The organism is Bacteroides sp. RCH18 (assembly GCF_058231005.1).
In genome coordinates this window covers 1,589,246-1,608,296 of sequence record NZ_JBIPTC010000001.1, presented here as the reverse complement: position 1 = coordinate 1,608,296, position 19,051 = coordinate 1,589,246, and the positions used below count along the sequence as shown (strand labels likewise).

The window sequence follows — 19,051 nt, the reverse complement described above, 5'->3', positions numbered from 1 at the left end:
TATGAAAATAAATGATTTTATTCAGAATTTTGCTAATCAGTTTGACGAAACTGATGCAAGTGAATTTCAGGCTACAACAGAGTTTAGGCAGCTTGATGAGTGGTCATCCCTTTCATCTCTTGCAATTATATCAATGATTGATGATGAATATGATGTTGTTATTAACGGGAATGATCTTCGCAATTGCAATACTATCGAGGATTTGTTTGCTATAGTAGAATCTAAAAAGTAACTTATGGCATTCATATCAATACCTAATGTAGCTATTCGGGGAATCTCAGCATGTGTACCGTCACATGTAGAAGAAAACATTGACCTTCCTGTCTTTAAGGAGGGCGAGGCTTCTCGTGTGATAGCTCAGACAGGCATAGAACGCAAACATACGGTTGAATCAGGTACTACAGCTAGCGATCTTTGTGTTAAGGCTGCCAATAAATTGCTTGAGGACTTAGGTTGGGGAAAAGATACGATAGACGTAATTGTGTTCGTTTCATCATCAGCCGATTATGTAGTCCCGCCAACAGCTTGTATAATACAAGAAGAACTGGGATTGCCAGAGACTTGCCTTTCTATTGAAATTAAGCATGGTTGTTCGGGGTGGGTGGTAGGATTGAACTCTGCTGCTTCCCTCATAATGGGAGGCTGTTTGAAAAGAGCTCTGCTTCTTTGTGGTGATACCTCGACATTGCTCCATTCACCTTTTGATAAGGAAACGCGACCACTCTTTGGTGATGCCGGTTCATGTACTGCTTTAGAATTTGACACTATAGCTTCCACCTTGGAGTTTGAACATGGCACTCGTGGCAAGGACTTTAAATCTATTTATACTCCTGTTGGTGGTTGTCGGAATGCCGTTACAGCGAAAGACCTTGAATTCATAGAGTATGGTCCAAATCAATTACGTCGTAATATTGACTGTACTATGGATGGCATGAATGTGTTCGCTTTCGGAATGTCTGTTGCTCCGAAAAGTGTAAAAAGACTAGCCGAAAAATATGTACTAAATCTTGAACAGATGGATTATCTCTTTCTGCATCAAGCCAATCACTACATGAACGAGAAAATTCGAAAGAAACTAAATTTTGCTCCAGAAAAGACACCTTATAGCCTTCGTGATTTTGGTAACACGAGCTGTGCTTCTATTCCTGTCACTATCATAACACAGTGTAGCAAAGACTTTGCAACTAGAAAACTAGATTCTATTGGTTGTGCTTTCGGTGTGGGACTAGCATGGGGAAGTGTTCATTTTCAGACAAATAAAATAGTTTGTTCAGAATTAATATTTTATTAAGTTAATGTATAATCCGTTTTCATTAGAAGGTAAGACTATTTTAGTCACGGGTGCTTCATCCGGGATAGGGCGTGCTACGGCTATAGAATGTTCAAGGATGGGCGCAAAGGTAATCATTACAGCCCGTAATGAGGAACGATTGAAGGAAACTCTTGAACAGTTGGAAGGAGATGATCATTGTATGATCCTTTGTAATCTTGCTGACACATTGGCAATAGATGGATTGGTTTCAAATTTACCTGAAATTCATGGGATGGTCAATAACGCTGGTTTTACAAAGTTGTCTTTACTTCAATTTGTAAAGGAAGAAGACTTGAAATCCATATTTCAAGTAAATACTATAGCCCCTGTTCTCCTTTTCCAAAAACTTCTAAAAAAGAAGAAAATAAAGAAGGGTGCATCTATTGTATTTACTAGTTCTATGGCAGGATTAGGATGTACATCTGTCGGTAATTCCATGTATACTGCCAGTAAAGGTGCGATAAGTGCATATATAAAGACTGCGGCTCTTGAACTTGCTCCCAAAAGTATTCGTATAAATGCCATCTGTCCGGCAATGGTTAATACAGGTATTCTTGAGGGTGGATCTGTAACAAAGGAGCAATTAAAGGAAGATATGAAACAATATCCGTTGGGACGCTATGGTGATCCATATGATATTGCATGGGCGATGATATATTTGTTATCTGACGCCTCCAGTTGGATAACTGGTACAAATTTAATCCTTGATGGAGGTTTAACATTAAAATAATTATTAAAATAATCCGATATGACAACTTTAGAAAAGTATACAAATGTTTTCGTGGAAAATCTGCAAATAACAGCAGAACAGTGTGAAGGTCTTCAATATCAAGGTGTAGAACTTTGGGATAGCGTAGGTCATATGACTCTTGTTGCAGCTTTGGAGGATACTTTTGATATCATGCTGGAAACAGACGATATTGTTGACCTTTCTTCTTTCGAAAAGGGGATGGAGATTCTTCAGAAATACGATATCACATTCTAAAATCTAATATGCTAAATAATGATTTTTATTCATTATATTTAAAATGTATCATATTAACAGAGAATTATTAAACAATGGAAGATGTTGAAATAAAATCATTGGATTATAATCAGATTTTAGAGTATCAAGCAGACAGATATCCTTATTTGTTTTTTGATAGGATTGATGAAGTAATACCGGGACAGAGGTGTAAGGGGTATAAGAACTTGACTCATAACGAATGGTTTTTCCCTATTCACTTCCCTGGTGATCCTTGTATGCCCGGTTTCCTGCAAGCAGAAGCTTTGACGCAAGTATGTGCTCTTTGTATATTGACATTGGAAGGCAATAAAGGCAAGCAAGTGTTGCTCCTCTCTTGTGATAAGTTGCGTCTGTTTCAGAAAGTTCGTCCCGGTGACAAAATGGTACTTGACACAGAGCTGTTGTCATACCGTCATGGTATAGCAAAAGGTAAAGGAAGAGCTATGGTTGACGGCAAACTAGTTTGTTCATGTGAAATGACTTTTACTCTTTCAGAGTCGGAAGAGCGCAAGGCATTAACTCCAAAGATTTGATTATGGATATAAAAGGAAAAGTTGTCCTCATCACAGGATGTAACAGAGGTATTGGTAAAGCTATGCTTGAGACTTTTTCTGCACAAGGGTGCAATATTATTGCTTGTTTGCGACAGAAAAATGAAGAGTTCGACATGCTATGTGAGGAAATAATCCAAAGGAATGGCACGATGATTACCAAGTATTATTTCGATATGATGGATGAAGATAGTATAAAAAGTACTATCACACAGATATTCAAGAGTAAACAGCGTATTGACATAATGATAAATAATGCAGGTGTGGTAACGAAAGGCTTATTACAAATGACAACGATGAAACAGTTGCACGAAATTTTTCAGGTTAATTTTTTTGCCCATGTGCAATTCATACAGGGTGTTTCTAAAATAATGATGCGGCAACGGGAAGGTGTAATTATCAACATGGCAAGCGTTGGAGGAATTGATGCTTATCCTGCATACATAAGTTATGGATGCAGCAAGGCTGCAATGATATATTTAACAAAGACTTTGTCTCAGGAACTGGCTCCTTATGGAATACGGGTGAATGCTCTTGCTCCCAGTATGACTGATACCCGTATGAAAGAGCAGATGGGAGCAGAAGCAAATGAGGAAATAATGAGGCGTACTGCGCTCAAACGTATTGCCCAACCAGAAGAGATAGCTAAACTTGCATTATTTCTGGCTTCGGATGATTCTTCGTTTATTACCGGACAGGTAGTGCGCATTGATGGAGGTTTAAACTAGAGCAATAATAATGGAACAAAAAAAAATAAATAACTGTAAACAGTTAGCCAAAGAACTTCGGCGAGAAATAGTCGTGTCATCTTATGGCACAGGTAAGGTAGGTGTACATATAGGTCCAGCCCTTTCCCTTGCCGATTTTTTAGCTGTGTTGTATGGTGGTGTTATGAATATTGACCCCTCTAATCCGTTTAAAGAAGGGCGTGACCGTTTTGTGTTGAGTAAAGGGCATGCATACACTGCGCTTTATTCAGTCCTTAGCCTTCGTGGTTTTTTCTCAACAATGGAATATCATGAAAATTTCATGACTGACGGAGGATTGTATCCTGCACATCCTATTAAGCAATTGGACAAGGGCATTGAGTGTTCTACAGGTAGTCTTGGTATGGGGTTATCCTTCGCTGTCGGGAAGGCTCTTAACGCAAAAAAGAAAAAACTTGATTATAAAACATATGTTGTCGTGGGTGACGGAGAGTGTAACGAAGGAAGTACATTGGAGGCATTTGTGTCTGCAGTTCAGTATAAATTGGATAATCTTATCGTGTTCATTGACCATAATGGATATCAGCAGGATGGTATGACGTCTGAGATCATGAATTTTTCTTTTGCTGATACTTTGGGAGCCATCGGCTGTAAAGTGGTAGAGATTGATGGAAATGACACGGAAGCTATAATTAATGCTTTGGAGAATAGACCAATAAATGGTAAACCTCTTGTTATAGTCGGTCATACAATCAAGGGGAAAGGTGTATCATTTATGGAGGGTGTCAACTCATGGCATCATTCATCAATGAACGAAGATCAATATAAACAAGCAATGGAAGAACTAAAATAAACAGATAATTATGGAATATAACAGAATACAACTTCGTACTTGGTCTATGCTCGGCAAACGAGGTACTTTCGGTTCCGCGCTTACCGAGTTCGCTCCTATAGCTGATAATCTGATGGCGGTTTCAGCAGACTTTACACGTTCTTCCGGTTTGGAACGATATAGTAAGGTTTATTCTGATAAGTTTCTTAATGTAGGTATTGCCGAGCAGAATCTTATCGGAGTTTCGTCTGGACTTGCCAGTGAGGGCTACAATGTGTTTGCTACATCTTTTGCAGCATTCATTGCAACACGCAGCTATGAGCAAGTGAAGATCCATTGCGGATATATGCAGCATAATATAAAAGTTGTTGGCTTGGCTGCTGGTTTCGGTGTTCAGCAACAGGGTAATACCCACTACGGTCTTGATGATATTTGCTTGATGCGTGCTATACCTAACATGACTATAGTATCGCCAGCCGATTCGACTGAGGTAGTTAAAGCAACAGAAGCCCTTCTTAACTTTGAAGGTCCTGTATATTTGAGGCTTTGTGGTGAAGCTAATGACCCTATGGTGTATAAATCCGATTATGATTTTGAAATAGGTAAGGCTATAACGCTGTGTGAAGGAGCCGATGTTACTATAGTCTCTACTGGTACAATGGTGTATCAGTCACTTCAAGCCGCGAAAAAGTTGGCAGAACAAGGTATTGAATGTACGGTAATAAATATGCATACAATAAAGCCTCTTGATACAAATGTGCTTGCTAAATATTGCCATGACTGTAAATTGGTAGTAACCTGTGAAGAAGGATTTGTATCAGGTGGACTTGGTGCTGCTGTTGCAGAAACTTTAGTACAGAGTGGCAAGAAAATACCACAGATGCTCCTACTTGGTCTGACTGATTTCCCACATGCTGGTTCTTATAAATACATGCTTGCACAAACTGGTCTTGATGCCCAACATATAGCAGAGAAAATACAAAATAAACTGGCTGATATTTGATAACGATGTTTAATCTACAGCAATATTCGGCAAAAATAGCCGTCATTACTGACCGTGGTGAAAAACTTACTTATGCTGAACTTTATACAAAAGTAGAGGATTTTCATGAGCATATACCTGTAAAGGGACTTATTTTCTTTTTGTGCGAAAATCAACTGGGGTCTTTAGTGGGATATATGGCATGTATAATGAAAAAGATTCCTGCTGTATTACTTGATGGAAGTAAAGAGCTGGAATTAATACAACAGCTTATTACTATTTATCATCCCGAATACCTTTGGATGCCTACACATCGCAAATGTGAAATAGGTGGAAAGACACTTTATGAATATGGTGACTTCTCACTCCAGCAGATAACTTATGATCATGACTTTACCACTGAAGAGAAGATTTTAAATCCGGACCTTATACTTTGTCTGACCACTTCTGGAAGTACTGGATCACCAAAGCTAGTTCGTCTGTCATTAAAAAATCTGGAAAGTAATGCTGAATCTATAGCCGAGTATCTTCAAATTGATAAAAATGAACGTCCCGTAACAACACTTCCAATGTATTATAGTTTTGGCGTTTCGGTAATCAACAGTCACTTGATTAAAGGTGCCACCCTTTTATTAACTGATAAATCTGTTATTCAAAAAGAGTTCTGGTCGTTCATCAAAGAGCAGAAAGCTACATCTATAGCTGGTGTTCCTTATACTTACGAGATGTTACGCAGATTACGTTTCTTTCGTATGGAACTGCCGGATCTTAAGACCATGACGCAGGCTGGTGGGAAGTTGAACGCCACTTTTGTGAAGGAGTTTGTAGATTTTGCTAAGCAGAGCGACAAACAATTTATTGTAATGTACGGACAGACTGAAGCTACTGCCAGAATGAGTTATCTTCCTTGGGAAAGAGCATTAGAGAAAGCTAGTAGTATCGGCATTGCCATTCCGGGTGGTGAATTCTCATTGGCAGATGCGTCAGGTAATGAAATACTAGACACGGATATTGACGGTGAGTTGGTTTATAAGGGAGCTAATGTCTCAATGGGATATGCAGAATGTCGTGAAGATCTGTCTAAAGGTGATGAGAATCATGGAATATTGCATACAGGTGATATTGCTCGCAAAGATGCAGATGGCTATTACTATATCACCGGACGTATGAAACGATTTGTAAAAGTCTGGGGTAATCGTTGTAATTTAGATGCTACGGAACAACTCGTAAAAGCAGTTACTTCAAATTGCGCATGTGTAGGTGTGGATGATAAGATAACAGTGTTTGTGACTGAAGAAGGACTAGAAGATCAAATCAAGAATTTACTAGTGGAGAAGACCGGATTCAATCCCCGCGCATTTGCTATTCAAGTGATTGCGGAAATTCCCAAATACACATCAGGTAAGATACAATACCCTGAACTTCAAAAAATGATTTGAGTATGGAAATAAACGAAATATTGGAAATATCCCCGTATTCATTAAGTAAAGACCAAAAGCGCGAATTACTCAATAATCGTCTGCATGAACTGACACGCAAACATTATGAGCAATGTCTGCCATATCGTAGAATGATGGATGCAATGGAACTGGACATGGATAATCTTCCCGGTTACGAAAAGCTCCCATTCCTTCCTGTTCGTCTATTTAAGGAGTTTGAACTTCGCAGTTGTGAGAAAGATGAAATTGTAAAGACTATGACATCATCGGGAACTACAGGTCAGCAGGTGTCGCGTATCTTTCTGGATCGTGAAACAAGTAGTGCCCAGCAGAAATGTTTGACAAAAATCGTCAGTCACTTCATTGGCACCAAGCGTGTGCCCATGCTGATACTGGATACATCAGCTGTTGTCAAGAATAGAAGTATGTTTTCTGCCCGTGGAGCCGGTATTTTAGGTTTTTCCATGTTCGGAAGTAAACGTCAGTATGCACTGGATGAAAATATGGAATTGGACATCGAAGGCATGAAGAACTTCCTCGAAGAACATAAGGATGAAACGATCTTTATGTTTGGTTTTACTTTTATGATTTGGCAGCATTTTTACAAAAAACTTATCGAAACCGGTTACTTACCCAACCTTTCCAAAGGTGTGCTTATTCATGGTGGTGGTTGGAAAAAACTGGTCAATGAGAAAGTTTCTCCAATAGAATATAAGAAACGTCTGAATGAAGTTTGTGGCATTTTGCCGGAGAATATACATGACTATTACGGGATGGTTGAGCAGACCGGTTGTGTGTATATGGAGTGCCAATGCGGTTATTTGCATGCTTCTGTTTTCAGTGATGTGTTGATTCGCCGCCCGAAAGATTTTTCATTAGCCGCTGTAGGTGAACAAGGTCTGATTGAAGTGGTGAGCGTATTGCCCGGTAGCTATCCCGGACATGTGCTTTTGACTGAAGATGAAGGTATGATATTGGGTGAAGACGATTGTCCTTGTGGTCTGAAAGGCAAGTATTTCAAGATTGAAGGTCGAATTAAAAATGCGGAAATCCGTGGATGTAGTGATACCTATGCAACAAAGTTCTGATTATATCTTGCTTTTCCCACAAGAGATTGATTGGGAGAAGTTTACGCAATATCACCCCGATGAACCATTCTCGGACGGTGTGATAGAGTTTCTGAATGCTTTATCTTCAGTCTTACTGAAAGATCATCGAAGTCGTATGTTTCCGGATGTCATTACTTTTGCGTTTTTCTGTCGAAGGGCAAATCTGATAGCACTGAAAGAACGGTATATGCAGGATAAACTGAGATTGGGTCGTGGCATACTGTTCCACATTGCTCCCAGTAATGTACCTATCAATTTTGGTTATTCATTGGTGGCCGGTCTGTTAGCAGGTAATGCAAATGTGGTTCGTGTCAGCGGCAAACAGTTTACACAGGTTGACTTGATTATTGATCATTTACATGAATTGATAGAGTGCGGAAAGTATGATGATATTGCTTCACGCATTGTTCTGGTTCGATATGACCATACAAGTGATGCTAATGCTTATTTTTCTTCTCTTTGTGACGTTCGTGTCATTTGGGGGGGGGATACGACCATTGCCACCCTGCGTCAAAATGTACTACCGGCACGTAGCTTTGATGTCTGCTTCGCTGACCGATATTCCATTGCAGCCATCCGTCCAAAAGCCATAATGGCAACCTGTGATGCCGATATGAAAAAGTTGGCGGAGGCCTTTTATAACGATACCTATTTGTTTGATCAAAATGCCTGTTCAGCTCCCCATACTATTTTTTGGTTGCAAGATGAGCACTTGGAAGCGGCCAAGGATCGCTTTTGGAATGCTGTTCATGAGCATGCTGAGCATAAATATCGACTACAAGCTGTGGTGAGTGTGGACAAAATAACTGCATTCTATCGTCAGGCTGCATACATGGATGTTAAGTATGAGAAGATGCCCGACAATGTGGCGGTACGTTCCGAATTAGTGGAACTGCCGAAGAATATTGAAGACTTCCGCTGTACATGTGGCTATTTCTCAGAATACACTGTTCGATCGTTGGATGAGATTGCTCCGATCGTCACCACCAAGTACCAGACACTGGGGTATTACGGATTTGAAAAGAACGAACTCATTGATTTCATTCGCCGCAATCGTCTGAAGGGACTGGATCGTGTTGTGCCCATCGGAGAGACGACTGTTTTTGCGCTTACTTGGGATGGATACAATTTAATAGATACGTTTACACGGATTCCATCGGTAATATGATATATTTGGATAGCATTGTCAATTCCGTATTTAACTCTATGACATATTTGATTCATTCAGATAATAGTCAAGATTTATATATCGTAGATTGTGGTGATGTGCAACCGATAATAAATTATGTCCATAAATACGAACTTACATTACGAGGTATATTTCTCACTCATACACATTTTGATCACATTTATGGTCTGAATGAAGTGGTGTCAGCTTTTCCGCAAAGCACAATATATACCTCTGAACACGGTAAGGAAGGTCTATATTCTCCCAAGTATAATATGTCTCGTTATCAGATTGAGATACCGCATTTCATTTATCGGTTTGATAATGTTGCTATCATAGATGAAAATGCAAGTTTACCTCTCTTTGACGGAGTAGCGATGCAGGTACTTAGCACTCCTGGTCACGACTGGAGTTGTCTTAGCTATTTGCTGGATAGATGGCTCTTTACAGGTGATAGTCTGATACCGAATACTCGGTTGTTGGTGCACTTTCCGAAGAGTGATAAGACGGTAGCCTACAAACAATATGAAAGGCTGCAACAGTTGGCTGAGTTGAACAAATTAGAAATTAAGTCCGGACATTATGTCCATAATTAATGTTAAATGATGAATATAATTAAAACTACTATTGAAGGCTTAGTAATCATAGAACCTAAAGTCTATCAAGACGAACGCGGCTATTTCTTCGAAAGTTTCAATGCTAACGAATTTGCGGAAAAAACAGGTATGGATATTCACTTTGTACAAGATAATGAATCCATGTCCTCCTACGGTGTGATGCGTGGATTACATTACCAAAAGATGCCATATACCCAAAGTAAACTAGTACGATGTGTGAAAGGCGCGGTTCTTGACGTTGCAGTGGATATTCGACATGGCAGTTCCACCTTCGGTCAACATGTAGCGGTAGAACTTACGGAAGAAAACCATCGTCAGTTCTTTGTTCCTCGTGGGTTTGCCCATGGGTTCGCAGTGCTGAGTGAGATAGCTATCTTTCAATATAAGTGTGATAACTTCTATCATCCGGAAGCCGATGCCGGCATAAATATCAAAGATAAGAGTTTAGGGATTGACTGGAAAGTTCCTGTTAAGCATGCTATTCTTAGCGAAAAAGATCTGAAGCATGCTTGTCTTAAGGATGCATCTTATGATTTTGATATAAATAATAAATTATATTAGAAATGAAATTCGAAGATTTATCGATGACATTGGAGCAAGTTGTAGATTTTGTAAAGAATCACAATATGTTTATCGGAGATGATGATCATAAACATCTAAGTAATGATGGCATTTTAGAGTATCTGAAAGCAAATAGGGATCGAATAACATTCAAACCTTTGTATTATTATGGTGACACAATCATCGGAATCCAAATAGAAGAAAACGTAGATGGCGCTCTTAAAAAGTATGAGTGGTCCGTCAAGTACTAACAATTATTCAAACAATATTAAATATGAATATTTTAGTCACCGGTGCTAACGGTCAGTTAGGGCAGGCTATCAGAGCGCAATCTCGTTGTTTCCAGAATCACAATATAATATTTACAGATGTGATTGCAGATGATATGTTAGAAACGATCCTATTAGATATCACTAGCGAGGATGCCATTCGTTCTGTCTGCAAGTCTGCGCAAATTAATGTTATCATCAATTGTGCTGCCTATACGGATGTGGAAAAAGCGGAAACAGATTTTGAAATGGCAAATCTTATCAATTGTGATGCCGTAAGAAATCTAGCAACTGTCGCTAAGGAATGCGACATCACGCTTATCCATATCTCTACTGATTATGTCTATGACAGTAGGAAAGCCGCTCCTTATGTGGAAACTGATGAGAAGCATCCAATAAATGTCTATGCTTCAACTAAATATGCCGGGGAAGTGGCTATCCATGAAGTCGGATGTAAGTTCATTTTGTTTCGTACAGCTTGGATGTTTTCTGGCTTTGGAAGTAACTTTATGAAAACGATGCTCCGCTTGACGGCTGAGAAGGAAACTCTAAACGTAGTATATGATCAGGTTGGTACCCCGACATACGCTCCTGAGTTAGTATCTATAATTTTTAAAGTTATTGATGAAGATAAATTAGATATGACAGGTGAGTATAATTTTACTAATGAAGGTTCGGTATCTTGGTATGACTTTGCAGTAGCCATCAATTATTTGAGTGGGCACAACTGCAAAGTTAATCCTTGCAGTTCTGAAGAATATGGCTCTAAGGTGATAAGACCCAATTATTCTGTTTTGGATAAATCAAAAGTAAAGAAAACTTTTGGTATAACAATTCCGCATTGGCTTATTTCCCTTGAACAGTGTATTAATAATAAACAATAAAACTCATGAAAGGTATTATTCTTGCTGGTGGGGCAGGTACAAGATTGTACCCTTTAACAATGGTTACTTCAAAGCAATTGCTTCCAGTTTATGACAAACCAATGATTTTTTATCCATTGTCTACGCTTATGTTAGCGGGGATAAAGGAAATCCTGATTATATCTACACCTGTAGATTTACCCAATTTTGAACGGCTTTTGGGAGATGGAAGTCAGTTTGGCATTCAATTGTCATATAAAGCACAGCCATCTCCAGATGGCCTTGCTCAGGCCTTCCTGCTGGGTGAAGATTTCATAGGTGATGATTGGTGCGCAATGATATTAGGAGATAATATCTTTTACGGAAGTGGTCTGAAAGAAAAACTTAAGAGTGCAGTGAGTAATGCCGAAAACGGGTATGCTACAATTTTTGGTTATTATGTCAATGACCCGGAACGTTTCGGTATTATGGAATTCAATGAAGATGGTAAGATTCTATCTGTGGAAGAAAAGCCTAAGAATCCAAAGAGTAATTACTGTGTCACCGGACTTTATTTTTACGATAAGCGAGTCGTTTCATTAGCCAAAGATGTAAAGCCTTCAGCTCGTGGTGAATTAGAAATAACATCACTCAATAATCTTTATCTAGCGGATGAATCCTTGAAAGGAATTATATTAGGTCGTGGTTTTGCCTGGCTTGATACCGGTACTATGGATAGTTTGATTGAAGCATCCGAGTTTGTACAGATGACTGAGAAAAGACAAGGGGTGAAAATATCCGCACCGGAGGAGATTGCGTTCCGTAACGGTTGGATTGATAAGGAAACACTAATGACTTCTGCACTGCGTTATGGTAAATCGCCTTACGGACAGCATTTAAAGAATGTAGCAGAAGGCAAATTTGTCTATTAATGAGACGAGTAACCTCCAATCAGTTTGCCAATAATGCTATGTGGAAGTTCGCTGATATGATCTCCAATAAGTTGATTCTATTAGTGATTACAATTCTGCTTGCAAGGTTGATAGCTCCTGAAGCGTACGGAATAGTGGCGCTGACTACGGTGTTTATTGCATTTAGTGATATTTTTATTCAAAATGGATTTAATATTGCTTTGATAAGAAAAGAGACTGTAGATGAAATAGATTACTCAACGGTAACAACAATGAGTCTGGTATTTACAGTTTTTATGTATTTGATTATTTTTGTTACAGCACCTTATGCTGCCAGCTTTTATAAGAGTCCCGATCTTTGTTTAGTATTAAGAATAATAACTATTTTACTATTTTTCAGGTCAATCGTATCTGTTATTAGAGCTAAAGGCACACGGGAATTACAGTTCAAAAAGATGGTAATATCGGCTTTCATTAGTAATGTTTCTGCTGGTGTTATTGCTTTAGTTCTAGCATATCTGGGATGGGGAATATGGACTCTTGTTGCACAGCAGTTACTTGCAGGATTCCTTGATATGATTATTCTAATGCATATCTTTAGATGGCATTTGTCATTAAAAATCTCGTTTTCAGTAGTGAAGGGGATGCTCAAGTTTACGGTAGGGGTACTTGGAACATCATTTTTAGACTTTTTGGGTAATAATGTTTCTAGTCTTATAATAGGTAAGTCATATTCAACAAAGGACTTAGGCTATTACAATCGTGCAAATATATTTCCGGAGACAATAGGTCTTAATGCATATAACTCTATAAATAGTGTCTTGCTTCCTACATTGGCTTCTTTGCAAAATGATAGGGACGCCATGAAGAGAGTAACAAGGAAAGTAATGTCGCTTACGGAATACATTATTCTTCCTATGATGTTTGGTCTTATCGGAGTTGCAAATGTTTTGATACCAGTATTGTTAACAGATAAATGGGTTCCAAGTATTTCATTGATGTATTTTTGCTGCATTAGTTTTGCGATTAATCCTATCAGGGCGATAGGATATAATGTGTTTTATGCTAGGGGGGATAGTCGTTTGAGTGTCAATATAGAGATATTGAGAGCTACACTGATGATTGCTGGTATCCTTATAGTAGTTTTTGTGTTTCATAAAGCTCTAATTTATGTTCTACTGTCTAATGTTTTAATCAGTTTGATCGTAGCCGCGACAACTCACAGTAAAGTGAAATTATGTATTGGTTATTCATTTCGTGAATTGTGTTCAGACATTTTGCCTTCTTTAGCGATGTCTTTGATTATGATGTTACTTGTGTTTTGGGTAGGAAGTATACAAATTAATAAAGTTTTGCTATTAATAATTCAAGTATTAATTGGGGGAATAGTTTATATGGGAATGTCACTTATGGTAAAAAATAAAAATATTATTCTTTTAAAGGAATATATAAGGTATTCTTTTGAAAGAAAGAAAAATAACTAATGTTTAGCTTATATACGAATTAGTTAAGAGTATAAGATAGATGACATTCGAATATTTGAAATACGTTATGTTTAAGGTAATAAAATTGTTACATGTAAAAAGAGGAATTGATACTATGTTACTATTAAGAAGGCTTAATAAGCGATTTTTCAAAAGAGTTAAATTAATGAGACTTTTAAGAACATCCACCTTGTTTTTTATCCTTTATCCCATATGGCAATACATAAAGTTAGCTAAACATAAGTCTGAGTGGAGAAAAAAGAACTATCACAACTTTACATGTGCCAAGAATCTTTTTCCTATAGATAAAGTTACTGTTGGAAAACAGACTTATGGCGATATTGAGTTTTGTTACTATGGTGGTAAGTATGAGGAATTGCGTATAGGAAATTATTGCTCAATAGCATGTAACGTGAAGTTTTTGGGAGGGGGTGAACATCCTGTAAATCACTTGTCTACATATCCATTTCTAAGGCATGTGTTTAAAATGCCGGAAGGTGAAAGTATAATGAAAGGCATTATTATTTACGATGATGTATGGATTGGCGATGGAGTTACTGTTTTATCTGGTGTTACTATAAATCAGGGAGCGATTATCGGTGCTAAAAGCATAGTAACTAAAGATGTTCCTCCGTATGCGATATGGATCGGAAATAATGTGTTAAAATATCGTTTTGATAAAAAGGTGTGTGAAAAATTGAGTAAACTTGATTTAAATACAATCAATCTTAATGCATTCAAGTTGTTTTGCGATATGGAGATTACAGAATATAACATTGATTATATTATTTCTAAAATATCAAGATAACAATGAGTAAAGTTTTAATTACTTACGAGAGAGGGAATAACACGACTGATGTGAACTTAGCATCATTCAGATTACTATTTTCTCACATGTCCATCCAATGGAGAGAAAAGAAGACCACTCTCGTGAGTCATTCTGATTTGTTGTGGTGTGATGTATGTCTTGCTATCAGACCTAATAGTGTCTATTCTCAAAGAATAGCGGAAGTGGCTAAAAAGACTGGGATTTTTTATATAGTAAGTTTCGATGATGATCTTCTCAATCTTCCTTCTAGTCATCCGGAAGAATGGAAGAAAAAATATTCTTTGTTTTGTCTCAAATATGCTAAAGCTGTTATCAGTCCCAACCCTTTAATACTTAATGACTATTACAAGTATTCTCCAGATGCCAAGGCTATACTAACAAATGCTATTGTCGAGGATTGTGAAATTAAAGCTCCGCACATTATCGGAAATAAGTTGAGAATCGTTTATCCTGCTGGTAGGGATCATCTTGAATTATTCAATAAATATATTAAGCCAATACTTTATGATATCCTTGCTAAATATCATAAAGAGGTCGATATAACTATTATTGGAGTTGAGCCTAAATTAGATGAATCGGAGTACAAGAACTCTATTCATTTGATTAAAGGAATGTCATATGAAGAGTATTCATCTTATATGAAGAATCATGATTTTGATATAGGACTTGCGCCTCTTGGTAGATCATCTTTTGCTGCCAGAAAATACTTTGCTAAGTATATTGAATATGCAAAATATGGTATAATGGGATTATATTCTGATACTATGCCTTATACGCTTGCAGTAAAAGATGGTATTAATGGAGTTCTGGTTGCTGATTCAGCTTTGGCTTGGAGGTATTCATTAATAAGAATTATTCATAATAAGAATCTGATTGATCGTATCGTTTTTAACTCTCAGCAGAATTTAAGGGATAAGCACTCAATAGATTCAATGGTAACAAGTTTAAGAAATTCATGTGCAGAAATAGAATACTATTCAAAATCAGGAGAAGATAGAATTATATACAGGAGACCCTTATTGGCTGCCATTATTTATAATTGTAGAGATTTTTATGAGAGAGTGAAGTATCACTACAGGTATGAAGGTGTCAAGTCTATTTTGAATCGTATAGTTTGCCGTGTGTAAATAATGCCTCTTTTTATTAATTTATTTAATTATAAGTAATTTGATTGAATATGCCACAAAAAATATGCAATATTTTGTCGAACATTTTATTTGTCATGCCAGAGCATAATTTCTATTATGCTAGTTTTAAAGAATCTCGCATGAATGTTTTACCGATTTATAAAGGGAAAGATAATGTCATTTTGAGAGTATTTAGGGAAATTCACTTTAGGCTCAACTTGCCATTAAAACATATATGGTTTCATAAAGTAGATAAAGAATATGAGTCATATTTTATTTTAGAGTGCTTGGTTATTCCTGAATATATTGATTGGTTGCATTCTTTGTATCCTCATTCAAAAATAATCATGCTCTATTTAAATAACTGTACGAAGGTTAATTCGCCTGAGAAATTCCGTCGCGACTTCTTGAAGTTATGGAGTGGAGATATCAATGATTGTCATAATTATAATCTCAACTTATGTCCTAATGTTGGTTCTTATGTTCGCTCTTGGACGGTTACTAAAACTGAACCGAAATTTGATATTTTTTTTATAGGGAGTGATAAAGGCAATAAACGATTAGGTAATCTGATAAATTTGGAAAGACAATTCAATCTGTTGGGACTTACAACCTATTTTCATATTGCTCCTGAGCATAGATATGATTTATACAAAAATAAACGATATAAAAAGTTTCTTCCATATACTGAGGTCCTAAAATTCTTAGGGAAGACGAAAGCTATTTTATACTTGGGATATGGCAGTCAAGAGTGTATTACGATAAGAGTACAAGAATCTTTAGTGCATAAAATTAAATTGATCACAGATTGTGTTTGGTTAAAAAAATACGATTTCTTTCACCCTGATAATATTTTTATTTTGGGTGAAGATGAAATAGAATCATTACCTGAATTTATGAATAAACCATACGTTGAAATAGAAACTTCTGTACTGAATAATATTTATTTTGAAGACTTGGTTGAACATATTGTATTAAACTCCTAGTGCTTGATATATCCTTTAACTAAAATGATGTATAAGTTATTATAAAATAAATGATTGGATACTGCATAAGAACAAAACGATTTTGGGTCTACTATTTTGCTATTAGAATTCTTTATTTGATATTTGCTATCCACATTTATGGAAAGTTAACCCAGCTTGGTGATACGGAACGATATTTAAATGCTTCCTTAAGTTCTGTAACTGATTTCTCTTTTTTGTGGAATTCGACTAAAATGATGGATGCTATAGGCAGTATTATGGGTATATTGGGAGGATCGAATGTGCTAACAAACTTACCGTTTACTATTCTTTCATTTTTTACGGTAAAGTGGATTATTGATAAATACCATTTTCGACAGTATATTAATAATAGACTTTTACTTTTTGTGCTTAGTTTGCCAAATTTTTGTATATGGACAGATATTTGTTCAAAGGAAACAGTTGGTTTGGTATTTTCTGCTATACTTGGAAGTTTTGTTCTTGATTTTTTGAGCGGAAACTATTCGATAAAGAAAAAACATATATTTGCGATGTATCTTTGTTTGATTTTTAAACCTCAATATGCCCCTTTTATTATTCAAGGTTTATTCGTGATATATGTAATGAATCGTTTTTGCCGTACTATTTCTAGAAAAGTATTATTGGGGCTTTTAGTCATTTTCTGCAATGCTGTACTTTTATATTTGGTGAAAGATGTGGTTAATGAGTATGCTAATATGATGTATGTTCATTTTGATTTTGATGGGTCATCTACACGCGACAATCTTTGGTTGAAGGACAATGATTTTTTTTACGAAGCGCCACGAGGGATGTTTGTCGCATTTTTCGGTCCTACGGTTTCTGAGATGATGCATACACCGACGCATCTGATTGCCGGAATAGAAAGTTGTATATTATTAATGCTTTTTCTAATATTAGGAAGCCATTTTTTTTATCGGTTGGTTTATCAATATAAACTCAATGTGACACTTTTCTTTTCTTACTTTATTATTATAACAGGGATAGCTTTGTTACATTATCCTTTCGGTATATTCAATCCTGGCTCTGCTATCAGATATCGGACAAATTTTTTGTTCCTGTTTATCTTATTATTCTTATATCTACAAAAAACTTACAAACATATATATAACAAGGGGTGAGAACATTCCTATTAGCATATTGAAATAATTTTTATTTTATGGGAAGGATTGTATTTGCGGGTAATACTGCTTGGGGGATGTATAATTTTCGTGGGAAACTAATGAAACGATTGCTTACTTTGGGGCATGAAGTTATTGTGATTGTTCCTTATGATGAATATATACATGAGTTAAGTAAATTAGGACTTAAAGTTGAAACAGTTAAGTTGAAGGCTAAAAGTTTAAATCCTTGGTTTGACTTACGTTTGCTAATTCAGTATTACAAATTTTTAGCAAAATTGAGACCTGATATTTGTTTCTTCTATACCATTAAACCCAATATTTATGCTTCTATTGCTGCTTCATTATTGAAAATACCTCATATTGCCATTACTACTGGACTAGGATACGCTTTTTTGTCTAAAAATATGATATCTAAAATTGTAAAAGTGCTATATAAAATAGCCTTTATGAAAACTAATGAAGTTTGGTTCTTAAATAAGGATGATATGGACATTTTTCGGAAAGCAGGTATTGTTTCTGAAAGTAAAATAGGATTATTACCAGGTGAGGGATTGGATATGGATAGATATTCCAACAAAGAGTTGTGTCCTTTACCTGTAGATATTTCTTTTCTATTGATATCTCGAATGCTTTATGATAAAGGAGTGGAAGTCTTTGTGAGAGCTGCTGAAACTTTGAAAAGAAAGTATCCTAATGTGACTTTTAAATTGTTGGGAATGAGAGGCGTGAAAAATCCGAGTGCTATTCCTGATGAAATAATGGATCAATGGATTGAGGAAAAAAATGTGGTTTATTTAGGTGAGACTAGGGACGTAATTCCATTTATAAATGATTGTACATGTGTAGTTTTACCTTCATATTATAGAGAGGGTATTCCTTTTGTTCTTCTTGAAGGGGCTTCTCTTAAAAGACCTATCATTACTACAAATGGTGTAGGATGTAAAGAGGTCATAAATGATGGCTATAATGGTTTTATTTGTGAACAGAAAGATGTAGATTCTTTAGCTTTAGCTATGGATAAAATCATAAACGCTCCAATAGAGGAACTTAATATGATGGGGGAGAATGGGAGAGACCTTGTGCAAAGAAAGTATAGCTTAGATATTGTCTTTAAACAATATATTGAGACTATTTCTAGGTACTTGTGATTGGAATAATTTTAATTAGAATTCTGTAG

Annotated in this window: 22 protein-coding genes; all 22 read left to right on the top strand. The window is 36.6% G+C overall.

Translation table 11 applies throughout. The features are described 5' to 3' along the window. The first annotated feature begins 1 nt into the window (after position 1). The 22 genes from ACHLI0_RS06505 (at position 2) to ACHLI0_RS06400 (ending at position 19,022) form a co-directional block, all read left to right on the top strand. Entirely contained in the window at positions 2-232 is a 231-nt protein-coding gene (locus ACHLI0_RS06505) for a phosphopantetheine-binding protein (protein WP_055230238.1), read from the top strand. A gap of 3 nt (positions 233-235) precedes the next feature. Continuing rightward, positions 236-1,291, top strand: a complete 1,056-nt coding sequence (locus ACHLI0_RS06500; protein WP_055230239.1) for a ketoacyl-ACP synthase III — start codon at positions 236-238, stop codon at positions 1,289-1,291. Positions 1,292-1,295: 4 nt separating this feature from the next. Next, complete coding sequence (locus tag ACHLI0_RS06495; protein ID WP_490748695.1) at positions 1,296-2,042, top strand: SDR family NAD(P)-dependent oxidoreductase; 747 nt, start codon at positions 1,296-1,298, stop codon at positions 2,040-2,042. A gap of 18 nt (positions 2,043-2,060) precedes the next feature. Further along, positions 2,061-2,297, top strand: a complete 237-nt coding sequence (locus ACHLI0_RS06490) for a hypothetical protein (RefSeq protein ID WP_055230243.1) — start codon at positions 2,061-2,063, stop codon at positions 2,295-2,297. Between the two features lie 74 nt (positions 2,298-2,371). After that, positions 2,372-2,851: a 3-hydroxyacyl-ACP dehydratase FabZ gene (gene fabZ, locus ACHLI0_RS06485; RefSeq protein ID WP_055230245.1), complete on the top strand. Its 480-nt coding sequence runs from the start codon at positions 2,372-2,374 to the stop codon at positions 2,849-2,851. A gap of 2 nt (positions 2,852-2,853) precedes the next feature. After that, positions 2,854-3,597 (top strand): SDR family NAD(P)-dependent oxidoreductase, encoded by a 744-nt coding sequence (locus ACHLI0_RS06480; RefSeq protein WP_055230248.1) that lies wholly within the window; start codon positions 2,854-2,856, stop codon positions 3,595-3,597. Between the two features lie 10 nt (positions 3,598-3,607). Continuing rightward, positions 3,608-4,429, top strand: a complete 822-nt coding sequence (locus ACHLI0_RS06475; protein WP_016267471.1) for a transketolase — start codon at positions 3,608-3,610, stop codon at positions 4,427-4,429. Positions 4,430-4,439: 10 nt separating this feature from the next. After that, positions 4,440-5,411, top strand: coding sequence for a transketolase family protein (locus ACHLI0_RS06470; RefSeq protein WP_055230250.1), 972 nt, complete (start codon positions 4,440-4,442; stop codon positions 5,409-5,411). A 5-nt stretch (positions 5,412-5,416) separates the two neighbouring features. Continuing rightward, positions 5,417-6,829 carry an AMP-binding protein gene (locus ACHLI0_RS06465; RefSeq protein WP_055230252.1) on the top strand — a complete coding sequence of 471 codons (1,413 nt, stop codon included), beginning with the start codon at positions 5,417-5,419 and terminating at the stop codon, positions 6,827-6,829. Between the two features lie 2 nt (positions 6,830-6,831). Further along, entirely contained in the window at positions 6,832-7,917 is a 1,086-nt protein-coding gene (locus ACHLI0_RS06460; protein WP_055230255.1) for a LuxE/PaaK family acyltransferase, read from the top strand. Beyond that, positions 7,883-9,106, top strand: a complete 1,224-nt coding sequence (locus ACHLI0_RS06455) for an acyl-CoA reductase (protein WP_225719486.1) — start codon at positions 7,883-7,885, stop codon at positions 9,104-9,106. Before ACHLI0_RS06460 ends, ACHLI0_RS06455 begins: the two co-directional genes overlap by 35 nt. Then, positions 9,103-9,702 (top strand): MBL fold metallo-hydrolase, encoded by a 600-nt coding sequence (locus ACHLI0_RS06450; protein WP_055230259.1) that lies wholly within the window; start codon positions 9,103-9,105, stop codon positions 9,700-9,702. Before ACHLI0_RS06455 ends, ACHLI0_RS06450 begins: the two co-directional genes overlap by 4 nt. A 9-nt stretch (positions 9,703-9,711) precedes the next feature. Beyond that, positions 9,712-10,284 (top strand): dTDP-4-dehydrorhamnose 3,5-epimerase, encoded by a 573-nt coding sequence (gene rfbC, locus ACHLI0_RS06445; RefSeq protein ID WP_055230289.1) that lies wholly within the window; start codon positions 9,712-9,714, stop codon positions 10,282-10,284. A gap of 2 nt (positions 10,285-10,286) precedes the next feature. After that, entirely contained in the window at positions 10,287-10,535 is a 249-nt protein-coding gene (locus ACHLI0_RS06440) for a hypothetical protein (protein ID WP_055230261.1), read from the top strand. A gap of 23 nt (positions 10,536-10,558) precedes the next feature. Continuing rightward, entirely contained in the window at positions 10,559-11,437 is an 879-nt protein-coding gene (gene rfbD / locus ACHLI0_RS06435; RefSeq protein WP_055230263.1) for a dTDP-4-dehydrorhamnose reductase, read from the top strand. Positions 11,438-11,442: 5 nt separating this feature from the next. Then, the gene (gene rfbA, locus ACHLI0_RS06430) at positions 11,443-12,327 is read left to right on the top strand and encodes a glucose-1-phosphate thymidylyltransferase RfbA (RefSeq protein ID WP_048697683.1); all 885 of its coding nucleotides are present in this window, start codon (positions 11,443-11,445) and stop codon (positions 12,325-12,327) included. Beyond that, positions 12,327-13,790, top strand: coding sequence for a lipopolysaccharide biosynthesis protein (locus ACHLI0_RS06425; RefSeq protein WP_490748693.1), 1,464 nt, complete (start codon positions 12,327-12,329; stop codon positions 13,788-13,790). The genes rfbA and ACHLI0_RS06425 overlap by 1 nt, the downstream gene beginning before the upstream one ends. Positions 13,791-13,905: 115 nt before the next feature. Beyond that, on the top strand, positions 13,906-14,598 hold the full coding sequence (locus ACHLI0_RS06420) for a CatB-related O-acetyltransferase (protein ID WP_490748692.1): 693 nt from the start codon (positions 13,906-13,908) through the stop codon (positions 14,596-14,598). Between the two features lie 2 nt (positions 14,599-14,600). Then, on the top strand, positions 14,601-15,746 hold the full coding sequence (locus ACHLI0_RS06415; RefSeq protein ID WP_048697680.1) for a glycosyltransferase family protein: 1,146 nt from the start codon (positions 14,601-14,603) through the stop codon (positions 15,744-15,746). A gap of 50 nt (positions 15,747-15,796) precedes the next feature. Further along, positions 15,797-16,732: a WaaS/CpsH family glycosyltransferase gene (locus ACHLI0_RS06410; protein ID WP_490748691.1), complete on the top strand. Its 936-nt coding sequence runs from the start codon at positions 15,797-15,799 to the stop codon at positions 16,730-16,732. Positions 16,733-16,782: 50 nt separating this feature from the next. Continuing rightward, positions 16,783-17,871 (top strand): hypothetical protein, encoded by a 1,089-nt coding sequence (locus tag ACHLI0_RS06405; protein WP_048697676.1) that lies wholly within the window; start codon positions 16,783-16,785, stop codon positions 17,869-17,871. Positions 17,872-17,909: 38 nt separating this feature from the next. Then, on the top strand, positions 17,910-19,022 hold the full coding sequence (locus ACHLI0_RS06400; RefSeq protein ID WP_048697674.1) for a glycosyltransferase family 4 protein: 1,113 nt from the start codon (positions 17,910-17,912) through the stop codon (positions 19,020-19,022). Positions 19,023-19,051 lie beyond the last annotated feature (29 nt).